The sequence below is a fragment of the Lentzea sp. HUAS TT2 genome (assembly GCF_051853195.1).
In the GTDB taxonomy this organism is placed as follows: Bacteria; Actinomycetota; Actinomycetes; order Mycobacteriales; family Pseudonocardiaceae; genus Lentzea.
Map to the genome: position 1 here is coordinate 2765714 of NZ_CP196667.1, position 24508 is coordinate 2790221.

Here is a 24508-nt window from a genome sequence, read left to right on the forward strand (position 1 = left end):
GTTGAGCCAGACAGACGACGAGATCGAGGAGTTGCAGAGCCGTGAGCGTGCGCAACGTGATCATCATTGGATCGGGCCCTGCGGGCTACACCGCTGCGGTCTACGCGGCACGCGCGCAGCTGGAGCCCCTGGTCTTCGAGGGATCGCAGTACGGCGGCGCCCTCATGACGACGACCGAGGTCGAGAACTACCCCGGCTTCCGCGACGGCATCATGGGCCCCGAGCTCATGGAGCAGATGCGCGAGCAGGCCATCCGCTTCGGCGCCGAGCTGCGCGCCGAGGACGTCGAGTCGGTCGAGCTGACCGGTGAGATCAAGAAGGTCGTCGCGAACGGCGTCGAGTACGAGGCCAAGGCCGTCATCCTCGCGATGGGTGCCGCCGCCCGTTACCTGAACATCCCCGGCGAGCAGGAGCTGCTCGGCCGCGGTGTGTCCGCATGTGCAACGTGTGACGGCTTCTTCTTCCGCGACCACGACATCGCGGTCGTCGGCGGCGGCGACACGGCCATGGAGGAGGCGACGTTCCTCACGCGCTTCGCCAAGTCCGTCACGGTCATCCACCGCCGCGAGGAGTTCCGCGCCTCGAAGGTCATGCTCGAGCGCGCCCGCGCCAACGAGAAGATCAAGTGGCAGCTGAACACGCAGGTCACCGACGTGCTGGGTGACGGCACCGTGTCGTCCATCAAGATCAAGGACACGAAGACCGGCGCCGAGTCCGAGATGCCCGTCACCGGCTTCTTCCTGGCGATCGGCCACGACCCGCGCTCGGCGCTGGTCAAGGGCCAGGTCGACCTCGACGCGGAGGGTTACGTCCTGACCAAGGACAAGTCCTCCTACACGAACCTGGACGGCGTGTTCGCCGCCGGCGACCTCGTCGACCACGAATACCGCCAGGCGATCACCGCCGCCGGCTCCGGTTGCAGCGCCGCGATCGACGCGGAACGGTGGCTGGCCGAGCACGGCACCGAGCAAGCCGAGATCGCCGCCGAGGCCGTCGGTGGCGGCTACGGCAAGAGCAACTGAACCAACTGCTGCGAAGAGTTAGAGGGAGATCAACATGGCAGGCGCCACCGTCACGGTGACCGACAAGTCGTTCGCGGACGACGTTCTGACCAGCGAGAAGCCCGTGCTGGTCGACTTCTGGGCGACCTGGTGCGGCCCGTGCAAGATGGTTGCGCCGGTGCTGGAGGAGATCGCGGCCGAGCACGGCGAGAAGATCACCATCGCCAAGGTCGACATCGACGCCAACCCGTCGATCGCCCGCGACTACCAGATCATGTCCGTGCCGACGCTGATCCTGTTCCAGGGCGGCCGTCCGGTGAAGCAGATCGTCGGCGCGAAGCCCAAGGCCGCGCTGCTGAAGGACCTGTCGGACGTCCTCGACTGAGGCCGGAAAGTTGCAAGGGCTGAGAAGTTCTTTGCAACGCGCAACGTGACCCGCCCGTCTATCGATAAGACGAGCGGGTCACGTTCGTTTTCGGTGCCGGGACCGTGATCTCGGTACAACTGTGAGTAGCCCTGCATCGATCACTCTGCGGAACAGGGCACAATGAGGACTTCCCAACTGACGCGCCGACCAAGTTCGGCGCCCTAGTCGAGCGAGGGTGCATGCAGCTGCTCCGCCGCGGGGACGTCGGAAGTGATGTTGCCGAGATCCGGTCGACCCTGACCAGGCTCGGACTGCTTCCGCCGGCCGACCCACAGGCGCCGCCGGTGTTCGACCAGCAGGTCGAGCACGCCGTGCGCGCGTTCCAGCAGCAGCGGGGGCTGATCATCGATGGCATCGTCGGCCCGGCGACCTATCGCTCGCTGCGTGACGCGACGTTCCGGTTGGGGGACCGGCCGCTCGCGTTCCTGATGTCGCAGCCGACGACCGGTGACGACGTGCTCGCCCTGCAGGAACGCATGCTGGAGCTCGGCTACGACGCCGGACGCGCCAACGGCGTGTTCGGCCAGCAGACCGAGCAGGCGCTGAGGAACTTCCAGCGCGACTACGGACTGATCGTGGACGGCATGTGCGGTCCTGACACCGTGCGCGCGTTGCGTCAGCTCCAGCCGAAGGTCCGCGGCGGCCGTCCGCAGCTGCTGCGCGAGCAGGAGAAGCTGCGCGGCGCGGGCTCGCGGCTGTCCGGCAAGCGCATCGTCATCGACCCCGGCCACGGTGGCCAGGACCGAGGCGTCGTCGTGGACGGCCTGTCCGAGGCCGACCTGATGCTGGACCTGGCACGCCGTCTCGAAGGCAAGATGGCCGCCACCGGCATGGAGGCGCTGCTCACGCGCGGTCCGGACAACTGCCCGGACGAGGCGGAGCGCGCCAGGTTCGCGAACGAGGCGGGCGCCGACCTGATCCTGTCGCTGCACAGCGACGGCAACTCGTCGCCGAACGCGCAGGGCGTGTCGACGTTCCACTACGGCACGGGCAACGGCACGTCGTCCACGGTCGGTGAGGCGCTCGCGGGGTTCATCCAGCGCGAGGTCACCGCCCGCACGTCGATGTCGAACTGCGGTTCGCACCCGAAGACGTGGGACCTGCTGCGGCTCACCCGCTGCACGGCCGTCCGCGTCGAGGTCGGCTACCTGACGAACACGGAGGACCGCGCCCGCCTGGCGACGCCCGGTTTCCGCGACATCGTGGCCGAGGGCATCCTCGTGGCGGTGAAGCGCCTCTACCTGCTCGGCAAGGACGACCAGCCGACGGGCACGTTCACGTTCAACGACCTGCTGCGCTACGAGATGGCCAAGGGCTGACGCTTTTCAACCGCACGCGGGGCCCTTTCGTACTGCATGTCAGTACGAAAGGGCCCCGCGTGCGTATCAGGCAGGGCGGAAGCTCGGTTCCGCGGTGGAGACGGTGACGCTGTTGAGAAGCCGCTCGAGAGCTGCCTCGACGTCTTCCTTCCAGGTGATGGAGCTGCGGAGCTCCATGCGCAGCCGCGGCCAGCGCGGGTGCGGGCGCACGGTCTTGAAGCCGACGCTCGTGAGGAAGTCCGCGGGCGTGACGCAACTGGCGCCCTCGTCGTCCGGGCGCATGTCGCCGAACGCCTCGATGGCCTTCACGCCACGACGGGTCAGGTCCTTCGCCACGGCCTGCACGAGCACGCGCGCGAGTCCTCCCCCTCGGAACTCCGGGAGAACGTCCAGCGACGTCATGAGGACCGCGTCCGGGCTCACCGGGGACGTGGGGAAGGCGGCGCTGCGCGGCACGGCGGCCGGTGGTGCGTAGAACACCGAACCAGCGGGGATGCCGTCGCAGTAGATCAGGCGACCGCACGAACCCCACTCGAGCAGGACGCTGGAGACCCAGGCTTCCTTCTCGAATTCGGTGTCGCCATATTCCTCAGCCTGTTCTCGCAGGTGAGGAGCTAGCTCCCAGAAAACGCACGTCCTGCTGTGCTTGGAGAGATGCTCCAGGTTGTCCAGCGTGACGCCCACGACGCGACGGGACACCCCGACCTCCACCCGTTAACACACACAGTGAACCCATACGAGGGTAGGCGAATGTGACGGAACCCGGAAGGCGCGTGCCCTGAACGGGACGACGGTTACACTCGCTCGGGACATTTCCTATACAGGAGTCCCACATGACTGTGCCCGGACAGCCCGCCAAGCAGGGCCCCAGAAGCCTTGACCCCCACCTCCGCCGCTACGCAGCGCGCACGGCAGGGATGACGGCATCGGAGATCCGGGCACTGTTCGCGGTCGCGTCCCGCCCCGAGGTCGTCTCGCTGGCCGGCGGCATGCCGCACCTGGCCGCGTTGCCGCTGGAGTCGCTGTCCGCGGAGATCGGTCAGCTCGTGGCGTCCGAGGGCCTGGTGGCCCTGCAGTACGGCTCGGCGCACGGTGTCCCGCTGCTGCGTGAGCAGATCTGCGACGTCATGGCGCTGGAGGGCATCAACGGCCACCCGGACGACGTGGTGGTGACCGTGGGCTCGCAGATGGGCCTCGACATGGTCACCCGGATCTTCTGCGACCCCGGTGACGTGGTGATCGCGGAGGGACCCTCCTACGTGGGCGCTCTCGGGTCGTTCACGGCGTACCAGGCCCAGGTCGTGCACGTCGCGATGGACGCTGACGGTCTCGTGCCCTCGCTGCTGCGAGAGGCGCTGGAGGCTTGTCGTCGTGCTGGTCAGCGGGTCAAGTTCCTCTACACGATCCCGAACTTCCACAACCCGGCCGGCGTGACGCTGGCGGTGTCGCGGCGGGCCGAGATCCTGGAGATCTGCCGGACCTACGGCGTGCTGGTCGTGGAGGACAACCCGTACGGGCTGCTCGGGTTCGATGGGCAGACCTACCCGGCGCTGCGGTCACTCGACCCGGACAACGTGGTGTACCTCGGGTCGTTCTCCAAGACGTTCGCCGCCGGTCTGCGGGTCGGCTGGGTGCTGGCCCCGCACGCGGTGCGCGAGAAGCTGGTGCTGGCGGCCGAGTCGGCCACGCTGTGCCCGCCGACCCTGAACCAGATGATCGTCTCCCGGTACCTGTCGACCCAGGACTGGAAGGGTCAGATCAAGACGTACCGCGAGGCGTACCGGGAACGCCGGGACGCGGCGATCTCGGCTCTCGAGCAGCACATGCCGCAAGGTTCCACGTGGAACATTCCCGACGGCGGCTTCTACGTCTGGGTGACGGTGCCGGAGGGCATCGACACGAAGGCGATGCTGCCGCGCGCCGTGACGGCCCGGGTCGCCTACGCGTCCGGCACCGGCTTCTATGCGGACGGCTTCGGCTCCCGCCAGCTGCGGATCTCGTACTGCTACCCGACGCCGGAACGCATCCGCGAGGGCGTCCGCCGCCTGGCCAACGTCATCGAGGACGAGATGCAGCTGGCCGCGACCTTCGGGGCGACGACGGGCCGTCAGCTGTCCGGCCCGCAGACCCCTTCGCCCGACACCGCCTGATCCTTGGAGTTTTGCTGTGGCTGACCGCATGGTCGCTGTGCTGTCCGGTGGGCTCTCCCACGAACGTGAAGTCTCGATCCGCTCCGGCCGCCGGTTGTCGGCTGCCCTGCGGTCGGCGGGTGTGACGGTGGAGGAGTGGGACGCCGACGCGTCCCTGCTGACCCGGCTGAAGGATCACCGCCCGGACGCCGTCGTGGTCGCCCTGCACGGCGGTGAGGGTGAGAACGGGTCGGTGCAGGCGATCCTCGAGATGTTCGGAGTTCCGTACGTGGGCACGGACTCGCGGGCGTGCCGGCGGGCGTGGGACAAGCCGACCGCGAAGGCCGAGCTGGCCCGCGCCGGACTGACGACACCGGAGTGGATCGTGCTGCCGCACGCGACGTTCCGGGAGCTGGGCGCCAAGCCGGTGCTCGACGCGATGGTCTCGACGCTGGGGCTGCCGTTGATGCTGAAGCCGGACCAGGGCGGGTCCGCGCTGGGCGCCCAGGTCGTCCGTGACGCCGCCGAGCTGCCGCCCGCGATGGTCGGGTGCCTGGCGTACGGCGACACCGTGCTGGCCGAGCAGTTCATCTCCGGCGTGGAGGTGGCGGTCGCGGTGGTCGACGGACCGGACGGTCCGTACGCGCTGCCGGCAGTCGAGATCGTTCCGGAGAGCGGGGTCTACGACTACACCGCTCGCTACACCGCGGGGCTGACGGACTTCCACGCGCCGGCTCGGTTGGACGCTGCCGCCGCCAAGTCGGTCGGGGAGCTCGCGGTCGCGGCGCACCGGTTGCTCGGGCTGCGGGACGTGTCGCGGACCGACGCGATCGTGGCGGAGGACGGGACCGTCTACTTCCTCGAAGTGAACGTTTCGCCGGGGCTGACCGAGACGTCGCTGCTGCCGATGGCGGTCGAGGCGGCGGGGCAGTCGTTGGGGGAGATCTACGCCGGGTTGATCGAGCGGGCTGTCGCTCGCTGAGTTCTCCGGCCGGAAGTGCGGTGCTGAGCTTCTCGGTGCCGCACTTTTTGTTTGTGCCGAAAACCTTGGTCTGGGGTCCGCCGTCGCTGTCACACTGCGCGCGGAGAGGGATTGATCAAGGGGGACACCTTGCGCATGCTCACGCTCGTCGCCGCGATGGCGACGACCTTCTGCGTCACCACGCCGGCGTTCGCGACCGAACAGGTCTCGTGCTCGGCGGGGAGTGACGTCGTGAAGATCAACTGGGTGGACGGGTCCGGCGCGCAGCGGGCCAACTGCTACGGCGAGATCGGCGAGCTCGGGGTCACGCTCCCGCGTTCGTCGAGCATCGAGGCCGGCGACAACGCCGGGTGGGTCGAGTACACCGAGAGGAACGGCAGCACCGTTCGCCGTGTCCTCGACAGCGGTCAGGTCGTCCAGATCGGTGGTCTGACGGTCACGAGGGTCCGTATCTACTGATCGACAAATAGGTGACGCCCCGTATCCGATTGGATGCGGGGCGTCATCGTCACCGTGACATAAGGCCCGTGGGTGATCCTATGGGCCTACTCCGATGTCCGAATTGTCGTTTCTGGGCTCATCATGCCGATGATCCTTTGAAGATCATCAACTGACCCGAATTCGACGACGATCCTGCCTTTTCGCTGCCCGAGTTCGACCTTCACACGGGTGTCGAAGTTGTCTGAGAGGCGTTCGGCGAGTTCCTGCAGACCCGGCGCGTGCAGCTGCTTGCGCGGTGCCTGCTTCGGTTTCGCCGGCTTCTCGTTCTTGGCGATCGTGACCGCCTCTTCGGTCGCGCGGACCGACATGCCCTCGGCGATGATCCGTGCCGCGAGGTCTTCCTGCGCTCCCGCGTCGTCCAGGCCGAGCAGTGCCCGCGCGTGCCCGGCGCTCAGCACGCCCGCCGCGACCCGTCGCTGAACGGGGAGGGGGAGCTTCAGCAGCCGGATGGTGTTCGTGACGACGGGGCGGCTGCGGCCGATGCGGTCCGCGAGCTCCTCGTGCGTGACGCCGAACTCCTCCAGCAGCTGCTGGTAGGCCGACGCTTCTTCGAGCGGGTTGAGCTGGACGCGATGGATGTTCTCCAGCAACGCGTCGCGCAGCATGACGTCGTCGGCGGTCTGCCGAACGATGGCCGGGATCGTCTTGAGCCCGGCCTGCTGCGTGGCACGCCACCGGCGTTCACCCATGACGAGCTCGAACGTGTCCGCGGTCAGCTCGCGGACCACGATGGGCTGCATGAGCCCGAACTCCTTGATGGAGAACGAGAGCTCGTCGATCGCGTCCTGGTCGAACACCTGACGCGGCTGCTTGGCGTTCGTCCTGATCGCGGTCACCGCGATCTCGCGGTACACCGCCCCCGCGACTTCACCGATCGGCTGCTGGGCCTTGGCCCCGTTCCCGGCCACGGCGGGCCGGATGGTGCTGGGTGCACCGGCAGGCGGACCCTGCGGGATGAGTGCGGCCAGGCCGCGCCCGAGTCCGCCCTTGCGCTGCTCGGTCATGCGCCCTCCTTCTTGGCCCCGCGGATCGCGATCTCCTTGGCAGCGTCGAGGTAGCTCATCGAACCGCGCGAGCCCGGGTCGTACGTCAACACCGTCTGCCCGAATCCTGGCGCCTCGGAGACCTTCACGCTGCGCGGAATCACCGTCTTGAGGGCGACGTCGCCGAAGTGACCGCGCACCTCACTGGTCACCTGGTCCGCGAGCTTCGTGCGGCCGTCGTACATCGTGAGGAGGATCGTGGAGATCGACAGGTCAGGGTTGAGGTGCTGCTGCACGAGCTCGATGTTGCGCAGCAGCTGGCTCAGTCCCTCCAGCGCGTAGTACTCGCACTGGATCGGGATGAGGACCTCCTGCGCCGCCACCATCGCGTTGACCGTCAGCAGGCCGAGGCTCGGCGGGCAGTCGATGAACACGTAGTCGGGCTGCAACGCGTCGAGCGCCTCGGGGGAGAGCGCCTCCTTGAGCCGCGACTCACGCGCCACCATCGAGACGAGCTCGATCTCGGCACCGGCGAGGTCGATCGTCGCCGGCACGCAGAAGAGGTTCGGCGACGTCGGGCTGACCTGAGCCGCCTCGGCGATGGAGATCTCGCCGATCAGCACCTCGTAGACGGACGGCGTGCCGCTGCGGTGCTCGACGGAGAGCGCCGTGCTGGCGTTGCCCTGGGGGTCGAGGTCGATCACGAGCGTCTTGAGCCCGTGGATCGCAAGCGCGGCGGCGAGGTTCACCGTGCTCGTCGTCTTGCCGACGCCACCCTTCTGGTTGGCGACGGTCATCACCCGGCGATGGGTCGGGCGGGGGAGCAGTGACTCGTCGGGGTGCAGCACGCTTGCCGCACGAGCCGCCTCTTCTGCAATCGGGGTCCACACCACGGCGCTGTCATCTCCGTTGTTGGTCGGCTTGGCTTTGGGTTTGGAGGGCTTCGTTTCACGTGGAACATCGGCTGCTTGGAACTCCGGATACACGCTCACCGAACCCTCCGCTGCTGGCGCTCCACGATGAGCACCGTCGTAGGCACCTCAAGTACGTCCGCTCCCACGACGACGACGTGCGGGTTGGTACCCCCGGCTTTGAGCACCGCTTCGCCGTCGCGTTCAAGCTCCTCCTGCGCACGCTCACCCTTGAGCGCCACCATCCGCCCACCGCCACGAAGAAGCGGAAGACACCACTTCGTCAGCTTCTCCAGTGGAGCCACCGCCCGCGCGGTAGCGGCATCGCAGTTCAACAACTGCTTGCGGATCGGCCCCTCCTCCGCGCGCCCGCGGAGGATCGTCACGTTGTCGAGCTGGAGCCGTTCCTTCACTTCCTCGAGCCACGCGATGCGGCGCGCCATCGGCTCGAGCAGCGTGATCCTCAGGTCGGGCCGAGCGATGGCGAGCGGCACACCCGGCAGCCCAGCGCCCGAACCGACGTCAACGACACGTTCGTTGGGCTGGAACAGCTCCTCGATCACCGCCGAGTTGAGCACGTGCCGATCCCAAATCTTTTCGACTTCGCGAGGACCGATGAGTCCGCGCTCCACGCCGTGCTCCTCCAGGAGCCTGACGAACTCGGCGGCACGCTCAACGTGCTCACCGAAGACGAGCTTCGCGTTGTCGGGCAACTCCCCGGCCATGTTCTCCGTCCGTGAGCGTTTCACGTGAAACCACGCGGCGGCGACGTTCCGGCGGCCGGTGGAAAAGCTGGCGAATGCCAGGGCACCATCATGACGGATCGACCGTGTGCTCTGCCAAATCCTGAGCGCCGTTTCACGTGAAACTTGGGGGAAAGTTGCGTTCGATGCTCTACACCGTGGCTCGGCCCGGTCCTGGAGTCGTGTCGACCATGGGTCATCCGGCTGGCGGGATGTACTTGGAGGGGGCGGTTCGGGCGCTGCGTCGGGCTGGGGTGGATGTGGTCGTGTCGGCCCAGACGGATTCGGAGCGGGTCGAGTGCGATCTGGTTTTGGAGGAGCGCGTGGTTGTGGCGGCTGGGCTGCAGTACGTGTGTTTTCCGATCGAGGATCGGGGGGTGCCGGATGTTGAGGCGGCGGTCTCGGTGGTCCGGCCGCTCCACTCTTTGTACCGGCGTGGGGGGCATGTGGTGTTTCACTGCTGGGCTGGGATCGGGCGGTCTTCGTTGTTGGCTGGGTTGTTGCTGGGGATGGATGGGGTTGAGCCTGGGGAGGCTTGGGGGTTGATTGCCGCCGCTCGAGGGCGGGCGGTACCGGACACGGTGGAGCAGGGGGAGTGGTTGGCTTCTTGGTGGGCTGGGCGGGGGTAGGTGTTTCACGTGGAACGCGGGTGCCGGGCGACGGGTAGCCGGGATGGTTCCTGTTCCAGTCGGGGTGGTCGCCGGCCGGGCGAGTAGTTGCCTTGCGAGAGGCGGGCGGTTTAGAGCGCGCGGGTCGGCTTGCGTTGGCCTGTTCCGGTTCCAGCGGGGTGGTCGCCTTGCGGGCGGGTGGTCGTCTTTGCGTGGGTAGCTGGGTAGGTCGTGCCCGGCAGGCCGAGGTTCACACGCCTCGGCTTCGCCATTGCGTCTGGCGGCACGGTGGCTCGGCTTCGCCGTCGCGACCGGTCGCGTGGAGGGACGCCTCTGCTTCGCCACTGCGGTCGGTGGCAGGGTGGTTCGGCTCTGCCGTCGGGGCAACTGGGCAAGGGCGGCTGAGGCAGGGGCCGATTGGCTTCGCCATCGTTTGACTGCCCGGACTCTGCGATCTCCTCGCGTCGAGCCAGCGCGTCCGCCGCCGGGTCCGGTCGCCGGTCCGGTCACTAGGTCAGACCATCCGCGTCCCAGCCATCCCGTCACGCCACCAGGTCCCGCCACCGCGTCGAAGTCACCGGGTCCAGGCACCATGTCGCCGTCGCGCGTTGAGTCGACATCTCGCCACCGCACGCGGCGCCCCGGCCTCGACTGGTTCAGCTGACAGCCATCCCTCGATCGGTCGCGCGGTGACCGCCTGGCGACGCCCACCCGCGCACGCTCAGCCCCTGTACGCCCGGCCACGCCCGCCCACTCCACGCCCGCCCACCCTGCGCAAGTCCGGCCCCAGACAGCAAACGGCCCCTGGTTCCGTGGGGACCAGGGGCCGTGAGTGAAGCTGTACCCGTCAGGGCTTGGGGAAGATGATGACCCGCCGCTGCGGCTCCTCGCCCTCGCTCTCGCTGTGCACACCCGCGACCGCGGCGACGGCGTCGTGGACGACCTTGCGCTCGAACGGGGTCATGGGGTGCAGGCGGGCGCGCTCGCCTGAGGCGGCCACCTTCTCTGCGGTGGTGCGGCCCATCTCTGCCAGTTCTGCTCGGCGGCCTGCTCGCCACTGGGCGATGTCCAGCATGAGGCGGGAGCGGACTCCCGTTTCCTGCTGCACTGCGAGGCGGGTGAGTTCTTGGAGCGATTCGAGGACGTTGCCTCGGGGGCCTACCAGCTTGGCCAGGTCTTCGCCGCCGTCGATGCTCACGATGGCCCGGCCGCTCTCCACGTCCAGGTCGATGTCACCGTCGTAGTCGAGCAGATCCAGCAGGCGCTCGAGGTAGTCGCCCGCGATGTCGCCTTCCTGGACGAGCAGGTCCTCGGTCTTGGTCTGCGACTGCGGCTCGGCCGTGGTCTCGGACTCGGCTGCGGCCTCCGACGACGCCTCCACGTCGTCGGTCGCCTGCAAGGTCTCCGACACGATGTCTCCTCTCCGGGGCAACGCCCGAAATCAGCGGCGCTTCTTGCTGCCCGGCTTCTTGCTGGTGGATCGGCCTGGGGTCAGGCCGGGGATCTCGGTGTTGGAGCTGCCGTTGGTGGCGTCCGCGGCGGGCTTCGCCTTGGGGGCGCCGCTCGGGCCTGCGGTCGGCATGCGCTTGGCGCCGTTGGCCGGCTTGGCTCCTGGTGCTGGCTTCTTCGGGTTGACCGGCTTGGCGCCCGGCTTCGGGGCGAGGGCCTGGCGGGTCTCGACGACCGTGGCCTTCTTCTCCTCTTCCTCGGCGTCGATGCGCTTGTAGACGAAGTGCTGCTGGCCGAGGGTCCACGCGTTGTTGGACAGCCAGTACAGCAGGATCGCGACCGGGAAGAAGAAGCCGCCGGCGAGGACGCCCAGGGGGAAGATCCAGAGCGTCAGCTTGTTCATGATGGCGGTCTGCGGGTTGTCCAGCGCCGAGGCGTTCTGGCGGGCGACCGAGTGGCGAGCCGTGAAGTGGGTCGCGATGGACGCCACGATCATCAGCGGCACCGACAGCAGGATGACGTTCAGGCGCTCCGTGCCGTACTGGGCGAGCTGGTCGGCCGGCATCGTGATGAACGTCGAGAGGTTCGTGCCGAAGAGCTTGGCGTTGACGAACGAGTCGACGCCCTGCTTGTCGAAGAAGTAGACCTCGCCCCAGCCGGGCTTGAACGAGCGCAGCACGTGGAACAGACCGATGAACACCGGGATCTGCACCAGCATCGGCAGGCAGCCGCCGAGCGGGTTGACGCCGTGCTCGGACTGCAGCTTCTGCATCTCCTGCGCCTGGCGCTGCTTGTCGTTCGGGTACTTCTTCTTGATCTTCTGCATCTCCGGCGCGAACTCCTGCATCTTTCGCATGGAGCGCACCTGGCCGACGAACGGCTTGAAGAGGATGGCGCGGAGGGTGAAGACCAGGAAGATGACGGCCAGCGCCCAGGCGAAGCCGCTCGACTCACCGAAGACCTTGCCGAACACCCAGTGCCAACACCACAAGATGAAGGACACCGGGTAGTAGATGAAGTTGAGCACGGGAGCTACTCCTCGGTGGATACGTCGGGGACCTGCCGCCTCGGCGGAACGGGGTCCAGGCCTCCAGGGTGCCAGGGTCCGCAGCGCAGCAACCGGCGGATGGTCAGCCAGGTTCCCTTGAACGCGCCGTGGACTGTCAGGGCTTCCACCGCGTACGCGCTGCAGCTCGGGTAGAAGCGGCAGGTCGGCGGCAGCAGCGGCGAGATGAACTTCCGGTAGAAGTGCACCGGCAGCAGTGCCACTTTCGCGGGCAACGTCGTCATCGCAGCACCTTGCGCAGGGCGGAAGAGAAATCGGCGGCGAGCTCCGAGCTCGACGCGTCTGCTGCTGGGGCCAACGCCCTGACCACCACGAGAGTTCCCGGCGGCAGCTCTTCCAGTGCCGGGCGGACCACGTGGCGCAGGCGTCGGTAAACGCGGTGACGGACCACCGAGTTGCCAACTGCTTTGCTCACGACGAAGCCCACCTTGGACGAATCCAAGGTGGGCACGTCAGGCTTCAAGACGTGGACGACCAACCGGGGCCGTCCGGCGCGGCGGCCTCGGCGGACCACCAGGCCGAAGTCCTGGCTGCGGGTGAGCCGGGCGGCCGGTGGGAGCACGACGACGCTGCGCTTACCAGCCGCTATCAGGCGGACAGAGTGGCACGGCCCTTGCTGCGGCGCGCGGCCAGAATGGCGCGGCCGGCGCGGGTCCGCATGCGCAGCCGGAAGCCGTGCGTCTTCGCGCGGCGGCGGTTGTTGGGCTGGAAGGTGCGCTTACCCTTGCTCACGGTCGGTCTCCCGGTGCTTCACTGCTGACAAAGCCTTAGTGGTTGTCCCCGACGGCAGTGGACGTAGGCGCGCAAAAGGCGCCCGTCGCAAGCGGGAGACTCGTACGAGGGTACGCATGCCCGGGTGCGGCGACCAAATCGGGGTGGCCCTCGCCACGTCTTGTGAGGCGTGCCGAGCCTTGTTACCGTTCGTCCCTCGCGCATGCCGGAGCTGGCGTGGGAGCCGCTACCGCCCGGCAACACAACGCACCTTTTAGTGCACAGTTGTGGATAACTCTGTGGATACCTCTATTCTCCGTGTCCACGTGTGGAGTCATCGGCTCCGGTGGAGGGGAGGGGAGCGCGGAGGTGTCGAACCAGCAGGTCGATCTTGGTCTCGTGTGGGCCGAGGTGGTGCAGGAACTGGCGACCAGCCACCTGTCCCCCCAGCAGCGCGCGTGGATGAGGGTCACCCGTCCGATCGGGTTGCTGGATGGAACGGCACTGCTCGCTGCTCCCAGTGACTTCGCGAAAGAAGCGATCGAACGCGCACTGCGCGATCCGATCACCGCGGCTCTGTCCCGCAGGCTGGGCCGCACGGTCTCGCTCGCGGTGAAGGTCGACTCGCCGGAACCGGTGAGTCCCATGAGCCCGCCGACCACTCCGATCCCGGTCCAGGCGATTCAGCCGGTGCCCCCGGTGCAGCAGATGCCGGGCATCCCGAACGGCGACACGCCCGGGTCCGTGATCACGGAGGAAGCGGTCTCCGCCGACGGTGCGGAGGAAGAGGTCGACGAGGCGGGCGACGCGCTCGCCGCCGTCACCGAGATCTGGCCCACCTTCAACACCGCCAACGCGGCGGTCGGCTCGGCGCCGAACGCGAACCTGCCGTACACCCGGCCGGCGAACCCGTCCCCGTCGCAGACCCGGCTGAACGAGAAGTACAACTTCGACACGTTCGTCATCGGCGCCTCGAACCGGTTCGCGCACGCCGCGGCCGTCGCGGTGGCCGAGGCTCCTGCCCGTGCGTACAACCCGCTCTTCATCTGGGGCGAGAGCGGCCTCGGCAAGACGCACCTGCTGCACGCCGTCGGGCACTACGCCCAGCGCCTGTTCCCCGGGATGCGCGTGCGGTACGTGTCGACCGAGGAGTTCACGAACGACTTCATCAACTCGCTGCGCGACGACCGCAAGGTCGCCTTCCAGCGCCGCTACCGGGACATCGACGTTCTCCTCGTCGACGACATCCAGTTCCTGGAGGGCAAGGAAGGTACGCAGGAGGAGTTCTTCCACACGTTCAACACGCTCCACAACACGAACAAGCAGATCGTGGTGTCGAGCGACCGGCCGCCCAAGCGGCTGGAGACGCTGGAAGACCGCCTGCGCACGCGGTTCGAGTGGGGCCTGATCACGGACATCCAGCCGCCGGAGCTGGAGACGCGGATCGCGATCCTCCGCAAGAAGGCGGCCCAGGACCGGCTCGCGGCGCCTGCCGACGTGCTGGAGTTCATCGCCTCCCGCATCGAGCGGAACATCCGCGAGCTCGAGGGCGCGCTCATCCGCGTCACGGCGTTCGCGTCGCTCAACCGCCAGCCGGTCGACATCCAGCTCGCCGAGATCGTGCTGCGCGACCTGATCCCGGACTCGCACGCGCCGGAGATCACCGCACCGATGATCATGGCGGTCACCGCCGAGTTCTTCGGGGTGTCGATCGACGACCTCTGCGGTCCCGGCAAGACGAAGGCGCTCGCCCAGGCGCGGCAGATCTCCATGTACCTGTGCCGCGAGCTGACGGACCTGTCGCTGCCGAAGATCGGCCAGACGTTCGGCGGCCGCGACCACACGACGGTCATGCACGCGGACAAGAAGATCCGCAAGGAGATGGCGGAGCGCCGGCGGATCTACGACCAGGTCCAGGAACTGACGTCGCGGATCAAGCAGCGCGCCCGCCACACTCCCTGATCTCACCCGGGTAGCAACGAAGGGGTCCTCCATCGCGGAGGGCCCCTTCTGCGTTCGCGCCAGGGGACGGCGGACGGCGGCGGGGGAGCGCCCCGGAGGCGACCGACCGACTCGGCGGCGGACACCCGGGGACGGATCCGCGGCCCGGCATCGGGCACCCGGGGACGCGGGCTCATCCCGACGACCAACACCCGGGGACGACTTGGGCGAGGACATGGGACTGCATCAGTACGTGCGGCTCCAACCACCACCACGCGCCGCGCACGTACCCGGGTAGACGAGGCTCGATCGGCCGCGCCGCGAGGCTTTCTGTTCGCCCCCGACACTCGAAGGGGTGGGGACAACTGGAAAAGTCTGTGGCCCCGGCCACGATCTGGCCACAGAAGCCTGTTGAACACCCGGGTACAACTGGCCCGCACCCGGGGACGCACCCGGGGACAACTGTGGACGATCTGTGGATCGAGACCTGTGCACAACTGGCTGTCCCCGGGTGCGCCGATCTGTCCCCGGGTGCCATCCCCCCTTAGTCCACATGGTGGGTGACACCTTGACCTGCATGTTTAAGGGCTGTCCCCACAATCCACAACCCTTACTGTTACTGCTGTTTGATCTCTTCTAGGAAGAACTCAAAAGCAAAACAGCGTGGACAGCTCCCGGGGATCGGTGGCCGAACCCCGAAGTGACGGGAAGGGCCAGGACGCTCTAACGTGGTTGCTCCGCACCTCGGTCAGCTCCGAGGTCGAGGCTCCCTAACCCCCACTGGCACGTTGTCGTGGTTGGGCTTGTCGACTGTCGAGGAAAGGACGCCTCATGAAGATCCGCGTCGAACGCGACGGCCTGGCCGACGCAGTCGCCTGGGTCGCTCGCAGCCTTCCGTCCCGTCCACCGGTCCCCGTGCTGGGCGGCGTGCTGCTCGACGCGGAGTCGGAAGAGTCGCTGACGGTCTCCGGGTTCGACTACGAGGTCTCGGCTCAGGTCGGTGTCCCGGCGACGATCGCCGACGGTGGCCGCGCTCTGGTCTCCGGGCGTCTTCTGGCCGACATCACCAAGGCGCTCCCGAACCATCCCGTCGAGATCGCCGTCGACGGCTCCCGCATGATGATCAGCTGTGGCAGCGCCAGGTTCAGCCTCCCGACGATGCCGGTCGAGGACTACCCCGCTCTGCCGTCGATGCCGCAGTTGATCGGTGAGCTCCCCGGCGAGGTCTTCGGCGAGGCCGTCAGCCAGGTCGCCGTCGCGGCCGGCAAGGACGACACGCTGCCGATGCTGACCGGCGTCCGCGTCGAGATCGGCGAGGGCAAGCTGACCCTCGTCGCCACCGACCGGTTCCGCCTCGCGATGCGCGAGTTCCCGTGGGAGCCGGACGAGGCGCTCGGCGAGGTCGCCGTCCTCGTCCCCGCCCGCACCCTCGGCGACGCGGCCAAGACGCTCGGCTCGTCCGGCAGCAAGGTCGAGATGTCGCTCGCGGCCAACGACGGACTGCTCGGCCTCTCCGGTTCCGGCAAGCGGACGACCACCCGGCTGCTCGACGCGGACTTCCCGAAGTACCGCCAGTTGCTGCCCTCCGAGCACTCGGCCGCGGCGATCATCGACATCGACGCGCTGCAGCAGGCGATCAAGCGCGTGTCCCTCGTCGCCGAGCGCGGCACGCAGGTCCGCCTCGAGTTCGTCGACGGCGGTCTGCGCCTGTCCGCCGGTGGCGACGACGAGGGTTCCGCCGAGGAAGAGCTCCCGGTCGAGTACACCGGCGACGCCGTCACCATCGCGTTCAACCCGGGCTACCTGCTCGACGGCCTCGGTGCCGTCCGCACGCAGAAAGTCCACTTGTCCTTCACCACACCCAGCCGCCCGGCATTGCTGAAGCCGGTGGACGAGGATGGGAACGTGGCGCCGGGCTACCTGTACCTGCTCATGCCCGTTCGCCTTCCCGGCTGAGAAAACCCTTACCGGGTAACAGAAGAACGTAGGGGAGAACACCGTGCAGCTCGGACTCGTCGGCCTCGGCAAGATGGGTTTCAACATGCGCGAGCGGGTGCGCCGTGCCGGTCACGAGGTGATCGGCTACGACCGCAACCCCGAGGTCAGCGACTCGGAGTCGTTGGCGGACATGGTGTCCAAGCTCGAAGCGCCGCGCGTCGTGTGGGTCATGGTGCCCGCAGGTGAGATCACCCGTAACACGGTGAAGGAGCTGTCCGAACTGCTGGCACCCGGCGACCTGGTGGTCGACGGCGGCAACTCCAAGTTCACCGACGACCGGATCCACGCGGACCTGTTGGCAGAGAAGGAGATCGGCTACCTCGACTGCGGCGTCTCCGGCGGCGTGTGGGGCCTCGACAACGGCTACGCGCTGATGGTCGGTGGCGACGCGAAGCACGTCGAGCAAGCACAGCCGATCTTCGACGCGCTGCGTCCGGAGGGTCCGCGCGAGGAAGGCTTCGCGCACGCCGGCAAGGTCGGTGCCGGCCACTACTCGAAGATGGTGCACAACGGCATCGAGTACGGCCTGATGCAGGCGTACGCCGAGGGCTTCGAGCTGCTCGACAAGACCGACGTCGTCGACAACGTGGGCGCGGTCATCACGGCGTGGCAGCGCGGAACCGTTGTGCGGTCGTGGCTTCTCGACCTGCTCGTGCGTGCGCTGGAGTCCGACCCGGAGCTCGACGACCTGCGCGGTTATGTCGAGGACTCGGGCGAGGGCCGGTGGACCGTCGAGGAGGGCATCAACAACGCGGTGCCGCTCCCGGTGATCTCCGCCGCGCTCTTCGCGCGGTTCCAGTCCCGGCAGGAGGACTCACCGGCGATGCGCGCCGTCGCCGCGCTGCGCAACCAGTTCGGCGGCCACTCGGTCCAGAAGGCATGAGGTAGGTGCACGTCAGACACCTCCAGGTCAGCGACTTCCGTTCCTGGGAGCTCGCCGACCTGGAGCTCGAGCCCGGCGCGTCGGTGCTCGTCGGGCGCAACGGCCAGGGCAAGACGAACCTGGTCGAGGCGATCGGGTACGTGGCGACGCTGGGTTCGCACCGCGTCGCCAGCGACGCACCGCTGATCCGGCACGGCGCCCAGCGCGCCGTAGTGCGGACGGCCGTGGTCAACGACGACCGCGAGCTGCTCGTCGAACTGGAGATCACGGCCGGCAAGGCGAACCGGGCGCGGATCAACCGGGGTCCGGTACCACGGCCGCGTGACGTGCTCGGGATTCTGCGCACTGTGTTGTTCGCACCGGAGGACCTCTCTCTTGTGAGAGGCGATCCGAGCGACCGGCGGCGGTTCCTCGACGAGATGCTGGTGTTGCGCGCACCGCGTTATGCCGGTGTTCGCAGTGACTACGACCGTGTCCTGAAGCAGCGCAGCGCGTTGTTGAAGACGGTGAAGCACTCCCGTTCGGCGGACCTCTCGACGCTCGACGTGTGGGACGGGCATCTCGCCCAGCACGGTGCGGAGCTGCTGGCCGCGCGGCTGAAGCTGGTCCGCGACATGGCCGACCACGTGACCTCGGCATACGCGGAGGTCGCACCGGAGTCACGTCCGGCGCTCATCTCGTACCGGTCGAGCGTCGGTGATCTGCCGGAGGACCGGGAGAGCATCGAGGACCTGCTGATGGGCGAGCTCGACCGGGTGCGGCGGCAGGAGATCGAACGCGGCGTGTGCCTCGTCGGTCCGCACCGGGACGACCTCGACCTGACGCTCGGCGAGCTGCCCGCGAAGGGCTACGCCAGTCACGGAGAGTCATGGTCTTTCGCCCTGGCTCTGCGGCTCGGCGGGTACGAGCTCATGCGTGTCGACGGCATCGAACCGGTGCTCGTGCTGGACGATGTGTTCGCGGAGCTCGACCGCGGCCGGCGTCAGCAACTGGCCAAGGTGGCGGCCGCCGCCGAGCAGGTGCTGATCACCGCGGCGGTGGCGGAGGACGTCCCGGACGAGCTCACCGGTGCCCGGTTCGAGGTCAACGGCGGGGAGGTGCGGCGTGTCTGACTCGGAGGCTGACTCTGGGGGTTCAAAGCCCCCACATGTAGCTCGATCGGGTGTGTCCGCCCACACATCTGGGGACAAGTCTGTGGATGGTGTGGATAACTCCGTCACAAATCCGGACTTGTCCACAGGTTCATTCACACCTGAGGGTGAGTCGCTCAAGGGCTCGGACCTCGCGCGGGCGGCTTTGGAGGCGGCGAAGGCGGCCGCGAAGGCTCGCGGACGGGTTCCGGGGAGCAAGTCGAGGGGCCGTCAGACCGACCGTCGCCGGCGTCGTTGGTCCGGTGCGGGACCGGACGACCGCGACCCCCAGCCGCTCGGGCGGATCGCGTCCAGGATCGCGGCGGACCGCGGCTGGGTCGAGCAACTCCAGGGTGGCCAGGTCTTCGCCCGTTGGGCAAAATTGGTAGGTGAGGACGTCGCCGAGCACGCGAAACCAATCGCTCTCAGTGACGGGGAACTGACGGTCCAGGCGTCGTCGACGGCGTGGGCCACCCAGCTGCGCCTTCTGCAGCGCGAGCTGATCAAACGGATCGCCGCGGGTGTGGGCAACGGCGTCGTCAAAAGGCTCAGGATCAAGGGACCGGACGCGCCGAGCTGGCGACACGGCCCCAGGCACGCGCCTGGGCGCGGTCCGCGTGACACCTACGGGTGAGGCCCTGTCAAGGGCTCAGCGGCCGTTCTGTGGCTCAATGAGCGTTCACCAGGGCATTTGAACCCCTGTTTCAGCGGTCCGGACCCATCTTGAGCCGCTTGAGGGGCTCTGTGACCGAATCAAAGGTGTCCTTGACCCCGTTCTGTCGGGGTGGCCCGGTAGAATCACGGGGAGCGTCACCCATCACCGTGCGGGTCCTGCCCGCATCAGCGAGGAGACTCCAGGCCCGTGTCAGCTAAGAAGAATGAGTACGACGCGTCCTCGATCACCGTCCTCGAAGGCCTCGAGGCAGTGCGCAAGAGGCCGGGTATGTACATCGGCTCGACCGGCGAGCGCGGTCTGCACCACCTGGTCCAAGAGGTCGTGGACAACTCGGTCGACGAGGCCATGGCCGGCTACGCGACCACCGTCGACGTCACCCTGCTGGCCAACGGCGGCGTCCGGGTGATCGACGACGGCCGTGGCATCCCGACCGGCATCCACCCCGTCGAGGGCGTGCCGACCGTCGAGGTCGTCATGACCAAGCTGCACGCGGGCGGCAAGTTCGACAGCGACTCCTACGCGGTGTCCGGCGGTCTGCACGGCGTCGGCATCTCCGTGGTGAACGCGCTGTCCACCGTCGTCGAGCTGGAGATCAAGAACGCCGGCTACCTCTGGACCCAGCGCTACGAGGGCTCCAAGCCCGCGCACGAGCTGCTCCGGGGCGAGCCGACGACGGAGACGGGCACCACCGTCACGTTCTGGGCAGACCCGGAGATCTTCGAGACCACCGAGTACAACGTCGAGACGATCGCACGCCGCCTGCAGGAGATGGCGTTCCTCAACAAGGGGATCACCATCGTCCTGCGCGACGAGCGGGTCTCGGAGGCGGACGAGGAGGCCGACGCCGAGGGCCACAAGGCCGCGGTGAAGGAGCGCGTCTTCCACTACCCCGGTGGTCTGGAGGACTTCGTCCGCCACATCAACCACACGCGCGAGGCCGTGCACCAGAAGGTGATCGGCTTCGAGGCGAAGGGCGAGGACCTCGAGGTCGAGGTCGCGATGCAGTGGAACACCGGCTACACGGCCTCGGTCTACACCTTCGCGAACACGATCAACACGCACGAGGGCGGCACGCACGAGGAGGGCTTCCGCGCCGCGCTGACGCGAGTCGTCAACGAGTACGCGCGCGAGAAGAAGCTCCTCAAGGAGAAGGACACGAACCTCACCGGTGACGACATCCGCGAGGGTCTCGCCGCGATCATCTCGGTGAAGCTCAAGGAGCCCCAGTTCGAGGGCCAGACGAAGACCAAGCTGGGCAACAGCGAGGCCAAGTCGTTCGTGCAGAAGTCGACGAACGAGCACCTGGCCGACTGGTTCGAGCGCCACCCCAACGAGGCCAAGACCATCGTCACCAAGTCGGTGTCGTCGGCGCAGGCCCGCATCGCCGCCCGCAAGGCCCGCGAGCTGGTGCGCCGCAAGGGCGCGCTCGACATCGGCGGCCTGCCCGGCAAGCTGAAGGACTGCCGCTCGACCGAGCCGGAGCGTTGCGAGCTCTACATCGTCGAGGGCGACTCCGCAGGTGGCTCGGCCAAGGAAGGCCGGGACTCCATGTACCAGGCCATCCTGCCGATCCGCGGCAAGATCATCAACGTCGAGAAGGCGCGCATCGACCGCGTGCTGAAGAACACCGAGGTCCAGTCGCTGATCACGGCACTGGGCACCGGCATCCACGACGAGTTCGACCTCTCGAAGCTGCGCTATCACAAGATCGTGCTGATGGCCGACGCCGACGTCGACGGCCAGCACATCCGCACGCTGCTGCTCACGCTGCTGTTCCGCTTCATGCAGCCGCTCATCGAGCACAACCACGTGTACCTCGCGCAGCCGCCGCTGTACAAGATCAAGTGGCAGCGCACCGAGCCGGAGTACGCCTACTCCGACCGCGAGCGCGACGCCGTGATCAAGGACGGTCTCGCGGCCGGCAAGCGGCTCGGCAAGGAAGACAACATCCAGCGGTACAAGGGTCTTGGCGAGATGAACGCCGAGGAGCTGTGGGAGACCACCATGGACCCGGCGAACCGGATCCTGCGGCAGGTCACCATGGACGACGCGGCCACCGCCGACGAGCTGTTCAGCGTGCTCATGGGCGAGGACGTCGAGGCACGCCGTTCGTTCATCACCCGCAACGCCAAGAGCATCAAGTTCCTGGACATCTGAGTCCGGTCTTGGTCCCTAGGCATCCTGGCGTTTCTGGCGAGAAGGAAAGAGAACAGTGACCGATACGACTCTGCCCCCGCAGCACGACCGCATCGAGCCGGTCGAGATCCAGCAGGAGATGCAGAACTCGTACATCAACTACGCGATGTCCGTCATCGTGGGTCGTGCGCTGCCGGACGTGCGTGACGGGCTCAAGCCCGTGCACGTCCGGGTGCTGTACTCGATGTTCGACTCCGGCTTCCGTCCCGACCGCGGCTTCAACAAGTGCGCGCGCGTCGTCGGCGACGTCATGGGCAACTACCACCCGCACGGCGACTCGGCGATCTACGACGCGTTGGTGCGTCTCGCCCAGCCGTGGGCACTGCGCTACCCGCTGATCGACGGCCAGGGCAACTTCGGCTCCGTCGGCAACGACCCCGCCGCCGCCATGCGGTACACGGAGTGCCGTCTCTCCCCGCTGGCCATGCACATGCTGGCCGACATCGAGGAAGACACGGTCGAGTTCCGCGACAACTACGACGGTCGCATCCAGGAGCCGACCGTCCTGCCGTCGCGCATCCCGAACCTGCTGATCAACGGCAGCTCCGGCATCGCCGTCGGCATGGCGACCAACATCCCGCCGCACAACCTCCGCGAGGTCGCGGAGGGCGTGGTGTGGGCGCTGGACAACCACGAGGCCTCCGACGAGGAGACCCTCGAGGCGATGATCGCCCGCATCAAGGGCCCGGACTTCCCGACGTACGGCCAGATCCTCGGCACCTCCGGCATCGAGGACGCCTACCGCACCGGCCGCGGCTCGGTCCGCATGCGCGCGGTCGTCGAGGTGGACGAAGACGCCAAGGGCCGCACGATCCTGGTCGTCACCGAGCTGCCGTACCAGGTCAACCCGGACAACCTGGTCGAGAACATCGCCTCGCTCGTGCGCGACGCCAAGCTCACCGGCATCGCGAACATCGCCGACGAGTCGAACCGCCGCATCGGCATGCGCATCGTCGTCACGCTCAAGCGCGACGCGGTCGCCAAGGTCGTGCTGAACAACCTCTACAAGCACACCCAGCTGCAGTACTCGTTCGGTGTGAACATGTTGTCGCTGGTCGACGGCGTGCCGCGGACCCTGCGGCTCGACCAGATGATCCGCCACTACGTGAAGCACCAGATCGAGGTCATCATCAGGCGGACGAAGTTCCGCCTGCGCAAGGCGGAAGAGCGCGCGCACATCTGGCGCGGTCTGGTGAAGGCGCTCGACCAGCTCGACGCCGTCATCGCGTTGATCCGCCGGTCTGAGACGCCGGACATCGCGCGCACGGGCCTGATGGAGCTCCTCGACGTCGACGAGATCCAGGCCAACGCGATCCTCGAGATGCAGCTCCGCCGGCTCGCGGCCCTGGAGCGCCAGAAGATCATCGACCAGCTGGCCGAGATCGAGATCGAGATCGCGGACCTGAAGGACATCCTCGAGAAGCCGGAGCGGCAGCGCAAGATCGTGCGCGACGAGCTCACGGCGATCGTGGACAAGTTCGGCGACGACCGCCGCACGAAGATCATCCCGTTCGACGGCGACGTGTCCATGGAGGACCTGATCGCGGTCGAGGACGTGGTCGTCACGATCACGCGCACCGGCTACGCGAAGCGCACCAAGACCGACCTCTACCGAGCGCAGAAGCGCGGCGGCAAGGGAGTCCAGGGCGCACAGCTCAAGCAGGACGACATCGTCGCGCACTTCTTCGTGTGTTCGACGCACGACTGGATCCTGTTCTTCACGAACAAGGGCCGCGTGTACCGCACGAAGGCGTACGAGCTGCCCGAGGCGAACCGCAACGCCCGCGGCCAGCACGTCGCGAACCTCCTCGCGTTCCAGCCGGACGAGGAGATCGCGCAGGTCATCCAGATCCCGAACTACCTCGTGTCGCCGTACCTGGTGCTCGCCACCCGCAAGGGTCTGGTGAAGAAGTCGAAGCTCTCCGACTTCGATTCCAACCGATCGGGTGGTCTTATCGGCATCAACCTGCGCGAGGACGACGAGCTGGTCGGAGCGGTGCTCTGCTCGGCGGACGACGACCTGCTCATGGTGTCGGCCGACGGCCAGTCGATCCGCTTCCACGCGACCGACGACGTGCTGCGCCCCATGGGGCGCGCCACGTCAGGTGTGCAGGGCATGCGGTTCAACGCCGATGACGAGCTTCTGTCGGTCGGCGTCGTCCAGGAGGGCCTGTTCGTTTTGGTCGCGACGGACGGTGGGTACTCGAAGCGAACGCCGATCGAGGACTACCCGGTCCAGGGCCGTGGCGGCAAGGGTGTGCTGACCATTCAGCACGACCGCCGACGTGGCAGGCTGGTGGGCGCGCTCATCGTCGACGTAGACGACGAGCTCTACGCCATCACCTCGAGCGGCGGGGTCATCAGGACTCGGGCCGAGCAGGTGCGCAAGGCTGGACGGCAGACGAAGGGCGTGCGGCTGATGAACCTCGGCGAGAGCACCACTTTGATCGCCGTCGCACGCAACGCGGATGAGCCCAGCGACGTCACTATCAGTGAGGCTTCTGCCGCGGAGGACACTGCCGCCGACGAGGCAGCACCCCCCACCGACTCGGCTGAGTAGTCGGAATCGCTAGCGAGAGGTCAAGGACAAGCTCGTGACTCCACCCGAGAACCGCGAAGGTCGGGACGCGGACAAGACCGCGGTGATCACCAAACCGACTCCCCAGAACTCCGCGCAGAAGCCTGCGGAGAAGAAGGCGGAATCGGCAGCGGCCTCCGGTTCCTCGGGTGGAACCGCGCAGGACAAGACCAAGCCGGTGTCGGCGGAGAAGGCGGCTGAGGCCGCCGCCCCCGCCGCCCCCGCTCAGGAGAAGCCGGCCGCACCCGCGGCCGCCGCGACTCCGACTCCGGCTCC

General features: G+C 67.6%; 23 protein-coding genes. 14 read left to right on the plus strand and 9 right to left on the minus strand.

All coding sequences use genetic code 11. From position 1 onward, the window contains the following. Positions 1-41: 41 nt before the first annotated feature. From trxB to ACSHWB_RS13780, 3 genes are all read left to right on the plus strand, one after another. Complete coding sequence (trxB, locus tag ACSHWB_RS13770; protein WP_439662427.1) at positions 42-1022, plus strand: thioredoxin-disulfide reductase; 981 nt, start codon at positions 42-44, stop codon at positions 1020-1022. A 34-nt stretch (positions 1023-1056) separates the two neighbouring features. Continuing rightward, positions 1057-1386 (plus strand): thioredoxin, encoded by a 330-nt coding sequence (gene trxA, locus ACSHWB_RS13775; RefSeq protein ID WP_439662428.1) that lies wholly within the window; start codon positions 1057-1059, stop codon positions 1384-1386. Between the two features lie 221 nt (positions 1387-1607). After that, on the plus strand, positions 1608-2747 hold the full coding sequence (locus ACSHWB_RS13780) for an N-acetylmuramoyl-L-alanine amidase (protein ID WP_439662429.1): 1140 nt from the start codon (positions 1608-1610) through the stop codon (positions 2745-2747). A 66-nt stretch (positions 2748-2813) separates the two neighbouring features. Here ACSHWB_RS13780 and ACSHWB_RS13785 read toward each other — a convergent pair whose 3' ends face one another. Continuing rightward, on the minus strand, positions 2814-3446 hold the full coding sequence (locus ACSHWB_RS13785) for a GNAT family N-acetyltransferase (RefSeq protein ID WP_439662430.1): 633 nt from the start codon (positions 3444-3446) through the stop codon (positions 2814-2816). Positions 3447-3580: 134 nt separating this feature from the next. Here ACSHWB_RS13785 and ACSHWB_RS13790 point away from each other — a divergent pair, with 134 nt between their 5' ends. The 3 genes from ACSHWB_RS13790 to ACSHWB_RS13800 all read left to right on the plus strand — a co-directional run bounded on the left by ACSHWB_RS13790 (position 3581) and on the right by ACSHWB_RS13800 (position 6317). After that, a complete protein-coding gene (locus ACSHWB_RS13790; protein ID WP_439662431.1) occupies positions 3581-4897 on the plus strand; it encodes a PLP-dependent aminotransferase family protein in 1317 nt (438 codons plus the stop codon). A gap of 16 nt (positions 4898-4913) precedes the next feature. Further along, positions 4914-5858, plus strand: a complete 945-nt coding sequence (locus ACSHWB_RS13795; RefSeq protein ID WP_439662432.1) for a D-alanine--D-alanine ligase family protein — start codon at positions 4914-4916, stop codon at positions 5856-5858. Positions 5859-5969: 111 nt separating this feature from the next. Next, the gene (locus tag ACSHWB_RS13800) at positions 5970-6317 is read left to right on the plus strand and encodes a hypothetical protein (RefSeq protein WP_439662433.1); all 348 of its coding nucleotides are present in this window, start codon (positions 5970-5972) and stop codon (positions 6315-6317) included. Between the two features lie 86 nt (positions 6318-6403). On the opposite strand, the gene ACSHWB_RS13805 is transcribed toward ACSHWB_RS13800, so the two are convergent. From ACSHWB_RS13805 to rsmG, 3 genes are all read right to left on the minus strand, one after another. Then, entirely contained in the window at positions 6404-7363 is a 960-nt protein-coding gene (locus ACSHWB_RS13805) for a ParB/RepB/Spo0J family partition protein (protein ID WP_439662434.1), read from the minus strand. Next, entirely contained in the window at positions 7360-8235 is an 876-nt protein-coding gene (locus ACSHWB_RS13810) for a ParA family protein (RefSeq protein WP_093596187.1), read from the minus strand. The genes ACSHWB_RS13805 and ACSHWB_RS13810 overlap by 4 nt, the downstream gene beginning before the upstream one ends. Positions 8236-8330: 95 nt before the next feature. Beyond that, positions 8331-8978, minus strand: coding sequence for a 16S rRNA (guanine(527)-N(7))-methyltransferase RsmG (gene rsmG / locus ACSHWB_RS13815; RefSeq protein ID WP_439662435.1), 648 nt, complete (start codon positions 8976-8978; stop codon positions 8331-8333). Between the two features lie 209 nt (positions 8979-9187). Between rsmG and ACSHWB_RS13820 the strand changes: the two genes are divergently transcribed. Continuing rightward, positions 9188-9625 (plus strand): protein-tyrosine phosphatase family protein, encoded by a 438-nt coding sequence (locus ACSHWB_RS13820; RefSeq protein ID WP_439664591.1) that lies wholly within the window; start codon positions 9188-9190, stop codon positions 9623-9625. Between the two features lie 826 nt (positions 9626-10451). Here the strand turns inward: ACSHWB_RS13820 and ACSHWB_RS13825 are convergent. Genes ACSHWB_RS13825 through rpmH form a run of 5 tightly spaced genes read right to left on the minus strand, consistent with a single transcriptional unit; the run spans position 10452 to position 12851 of the window. After that, positions 10452-11015, minus strand: a complete 564-nt coding sequence (locus tag ACSHWB_RS13825) for a protein jag (RefSeq protein WP_439662436.1) — start codon at positions 11013-11015, stop codon at positions 10452-10454. A gap of 30 nt (positions 11016-11045) precedes the next feature. Next, positions 11046-12080, minus strand: a complete 1035-nt coding sequence (yidC, locus tag ACSHWB_RS13830) for a membrane protein insertase YidC (protein ID WP_439662437.1) — start codon at positions 12078-12080, stop codon at positions 11046-11048. A 5-nt stretch (positions 12081-12085) separates the two neighbouring features. After that, positions 12086-12343, minus strand: a complete 258-nt coding sequence (yidD, locus tag ACSHWB_RS13835) for a membrane protein insertion efficiency factor YidD (RefSeq protein WP_439662438.1) — start codon at positions 12341-12343, stop codon at positions 12086-12088. After that, positions 12340-12681, minus strand: coding sequence for a ribonuclease P protein component (gene rnpA / locus ACSHWB_RS13840; RefSeq protein ID WP_439662439.1), 342 nt, complete (start codon positions 12679-12681; stop codon positions 12340-12342). The genes yidD and rnpA overlap by 4 nt, the downstream gene beginning before the upstream one ends. A gap of 26 nt (positions 12682-12707) precedes the next feature. Then, the gene (rpmH, locus tag ACSHWB_RS13845; protein ID WP_030465619.1) at positions 12708-12851 is read right to left on the minus strand and encodes a 50S ribosomal protein L34; all 144 of its coding nucleotides are present in this window, start codon (positions 12849-12851) and stop codon (positions 12708-12710) included. A gap of 348 nt (positions 12852-13199) precedes the next feature. On the opposite strand from rpmH, the gene dnaA reads away from it, so the two are divergent. The 7 genes from dnaA to gyrA all read left to right on the plus strand — a co-directional run bounded on the left by dnaA (position 13200) and on the right by gyrA (position 24214). After that, a complete protein-coding gene (gene dnaA / locus ACSHWB_RS13850) occupies positions 13200-14792 on the plus strand; it encodes a chromosomal replication initiator protein DnaA (protein ID WP_439662440.1) in 1593 nt (530 codons plus the stop codon). Positions 14793-15602: 810 nt separating this feature from the next. Then, positions 15603-16727 carry a DNA polymerase III subunit beta gene (dnaN, locus tag ACSHWB_RS13855; RefSeq protein WP_439662441.1) on the plus strand — a complete coding sequence of 375 codons (1125 nt, stop codon included), beginning with the start codon at positions 15603-15605 and terminating at the stop codon, positions 16725-16727. A gap of 43 nt (positions 16728-16770) precedes the next feature. Then, a complete protein-coding gene (gnd, locus tag ACSHWB_RS13860) occupies positions 16771-17652 on the plus strand; it encodes a phosphogluconate dehydrogenase (NAD(+)-dependent, decarboxylating) (RefSeq protein WP_281251332.1) in 882 nt (293 codons plus the stop codon). Positions 17653-17657: 5 nt separating this feature from the next. Then, positions 17658-18764 carry a DNA replication/repair protein RecF gene (gene recF, locus ACSHWB_RS13865; RefSeq protein WP_439662442.1) on the plus strand — a complete coding sequence of 369 codons (1107 nt, stop codon included), beginning with the start codon at positions 17658-17660 and terminating at the stop codon, positions 18762-18764. A gap of 118 nt (positions 18765-18882) precedes the next feature. Continuing rightward, positions 18883-19416, plus strand: coding sequence for a DUF721 domain-containing protein (locus tag ACSHWB_RS13870; protein WP_439662443.1), 534 nt, complete (start codon positions 18883-18885; stop codon positions 19414-19416). A gap of 228 nt (positions 19417-19644) precedes the next feature. Next, a complete protein-coding gene (gene gyrB, locus ACSHWB_RS13875; protein WP_439662444.1) occupies positions 19645-21615 on the plus strand; it encodes a DNA topoisomerase (ATP-hydrolyzing) subunit B in 1971 nt (656 codons plus the stop codon). A gap of 55 nt (positions 21616-21670) precedes the next feature. After that, positions 21671-24214 (plus strand): DNA gyrase subunit A, encoded by a 2544-nt coding sequence (gene gyrA / locus ACSHWB_RS13880; RefSeq protein WP_439662445.1) that lies wholly within the window; start codon positions 21671-21673, stop codon positions 24212-24214. The last annotated feature ends 294 nt before the right edge of the window (positions 24215-24508 follow it).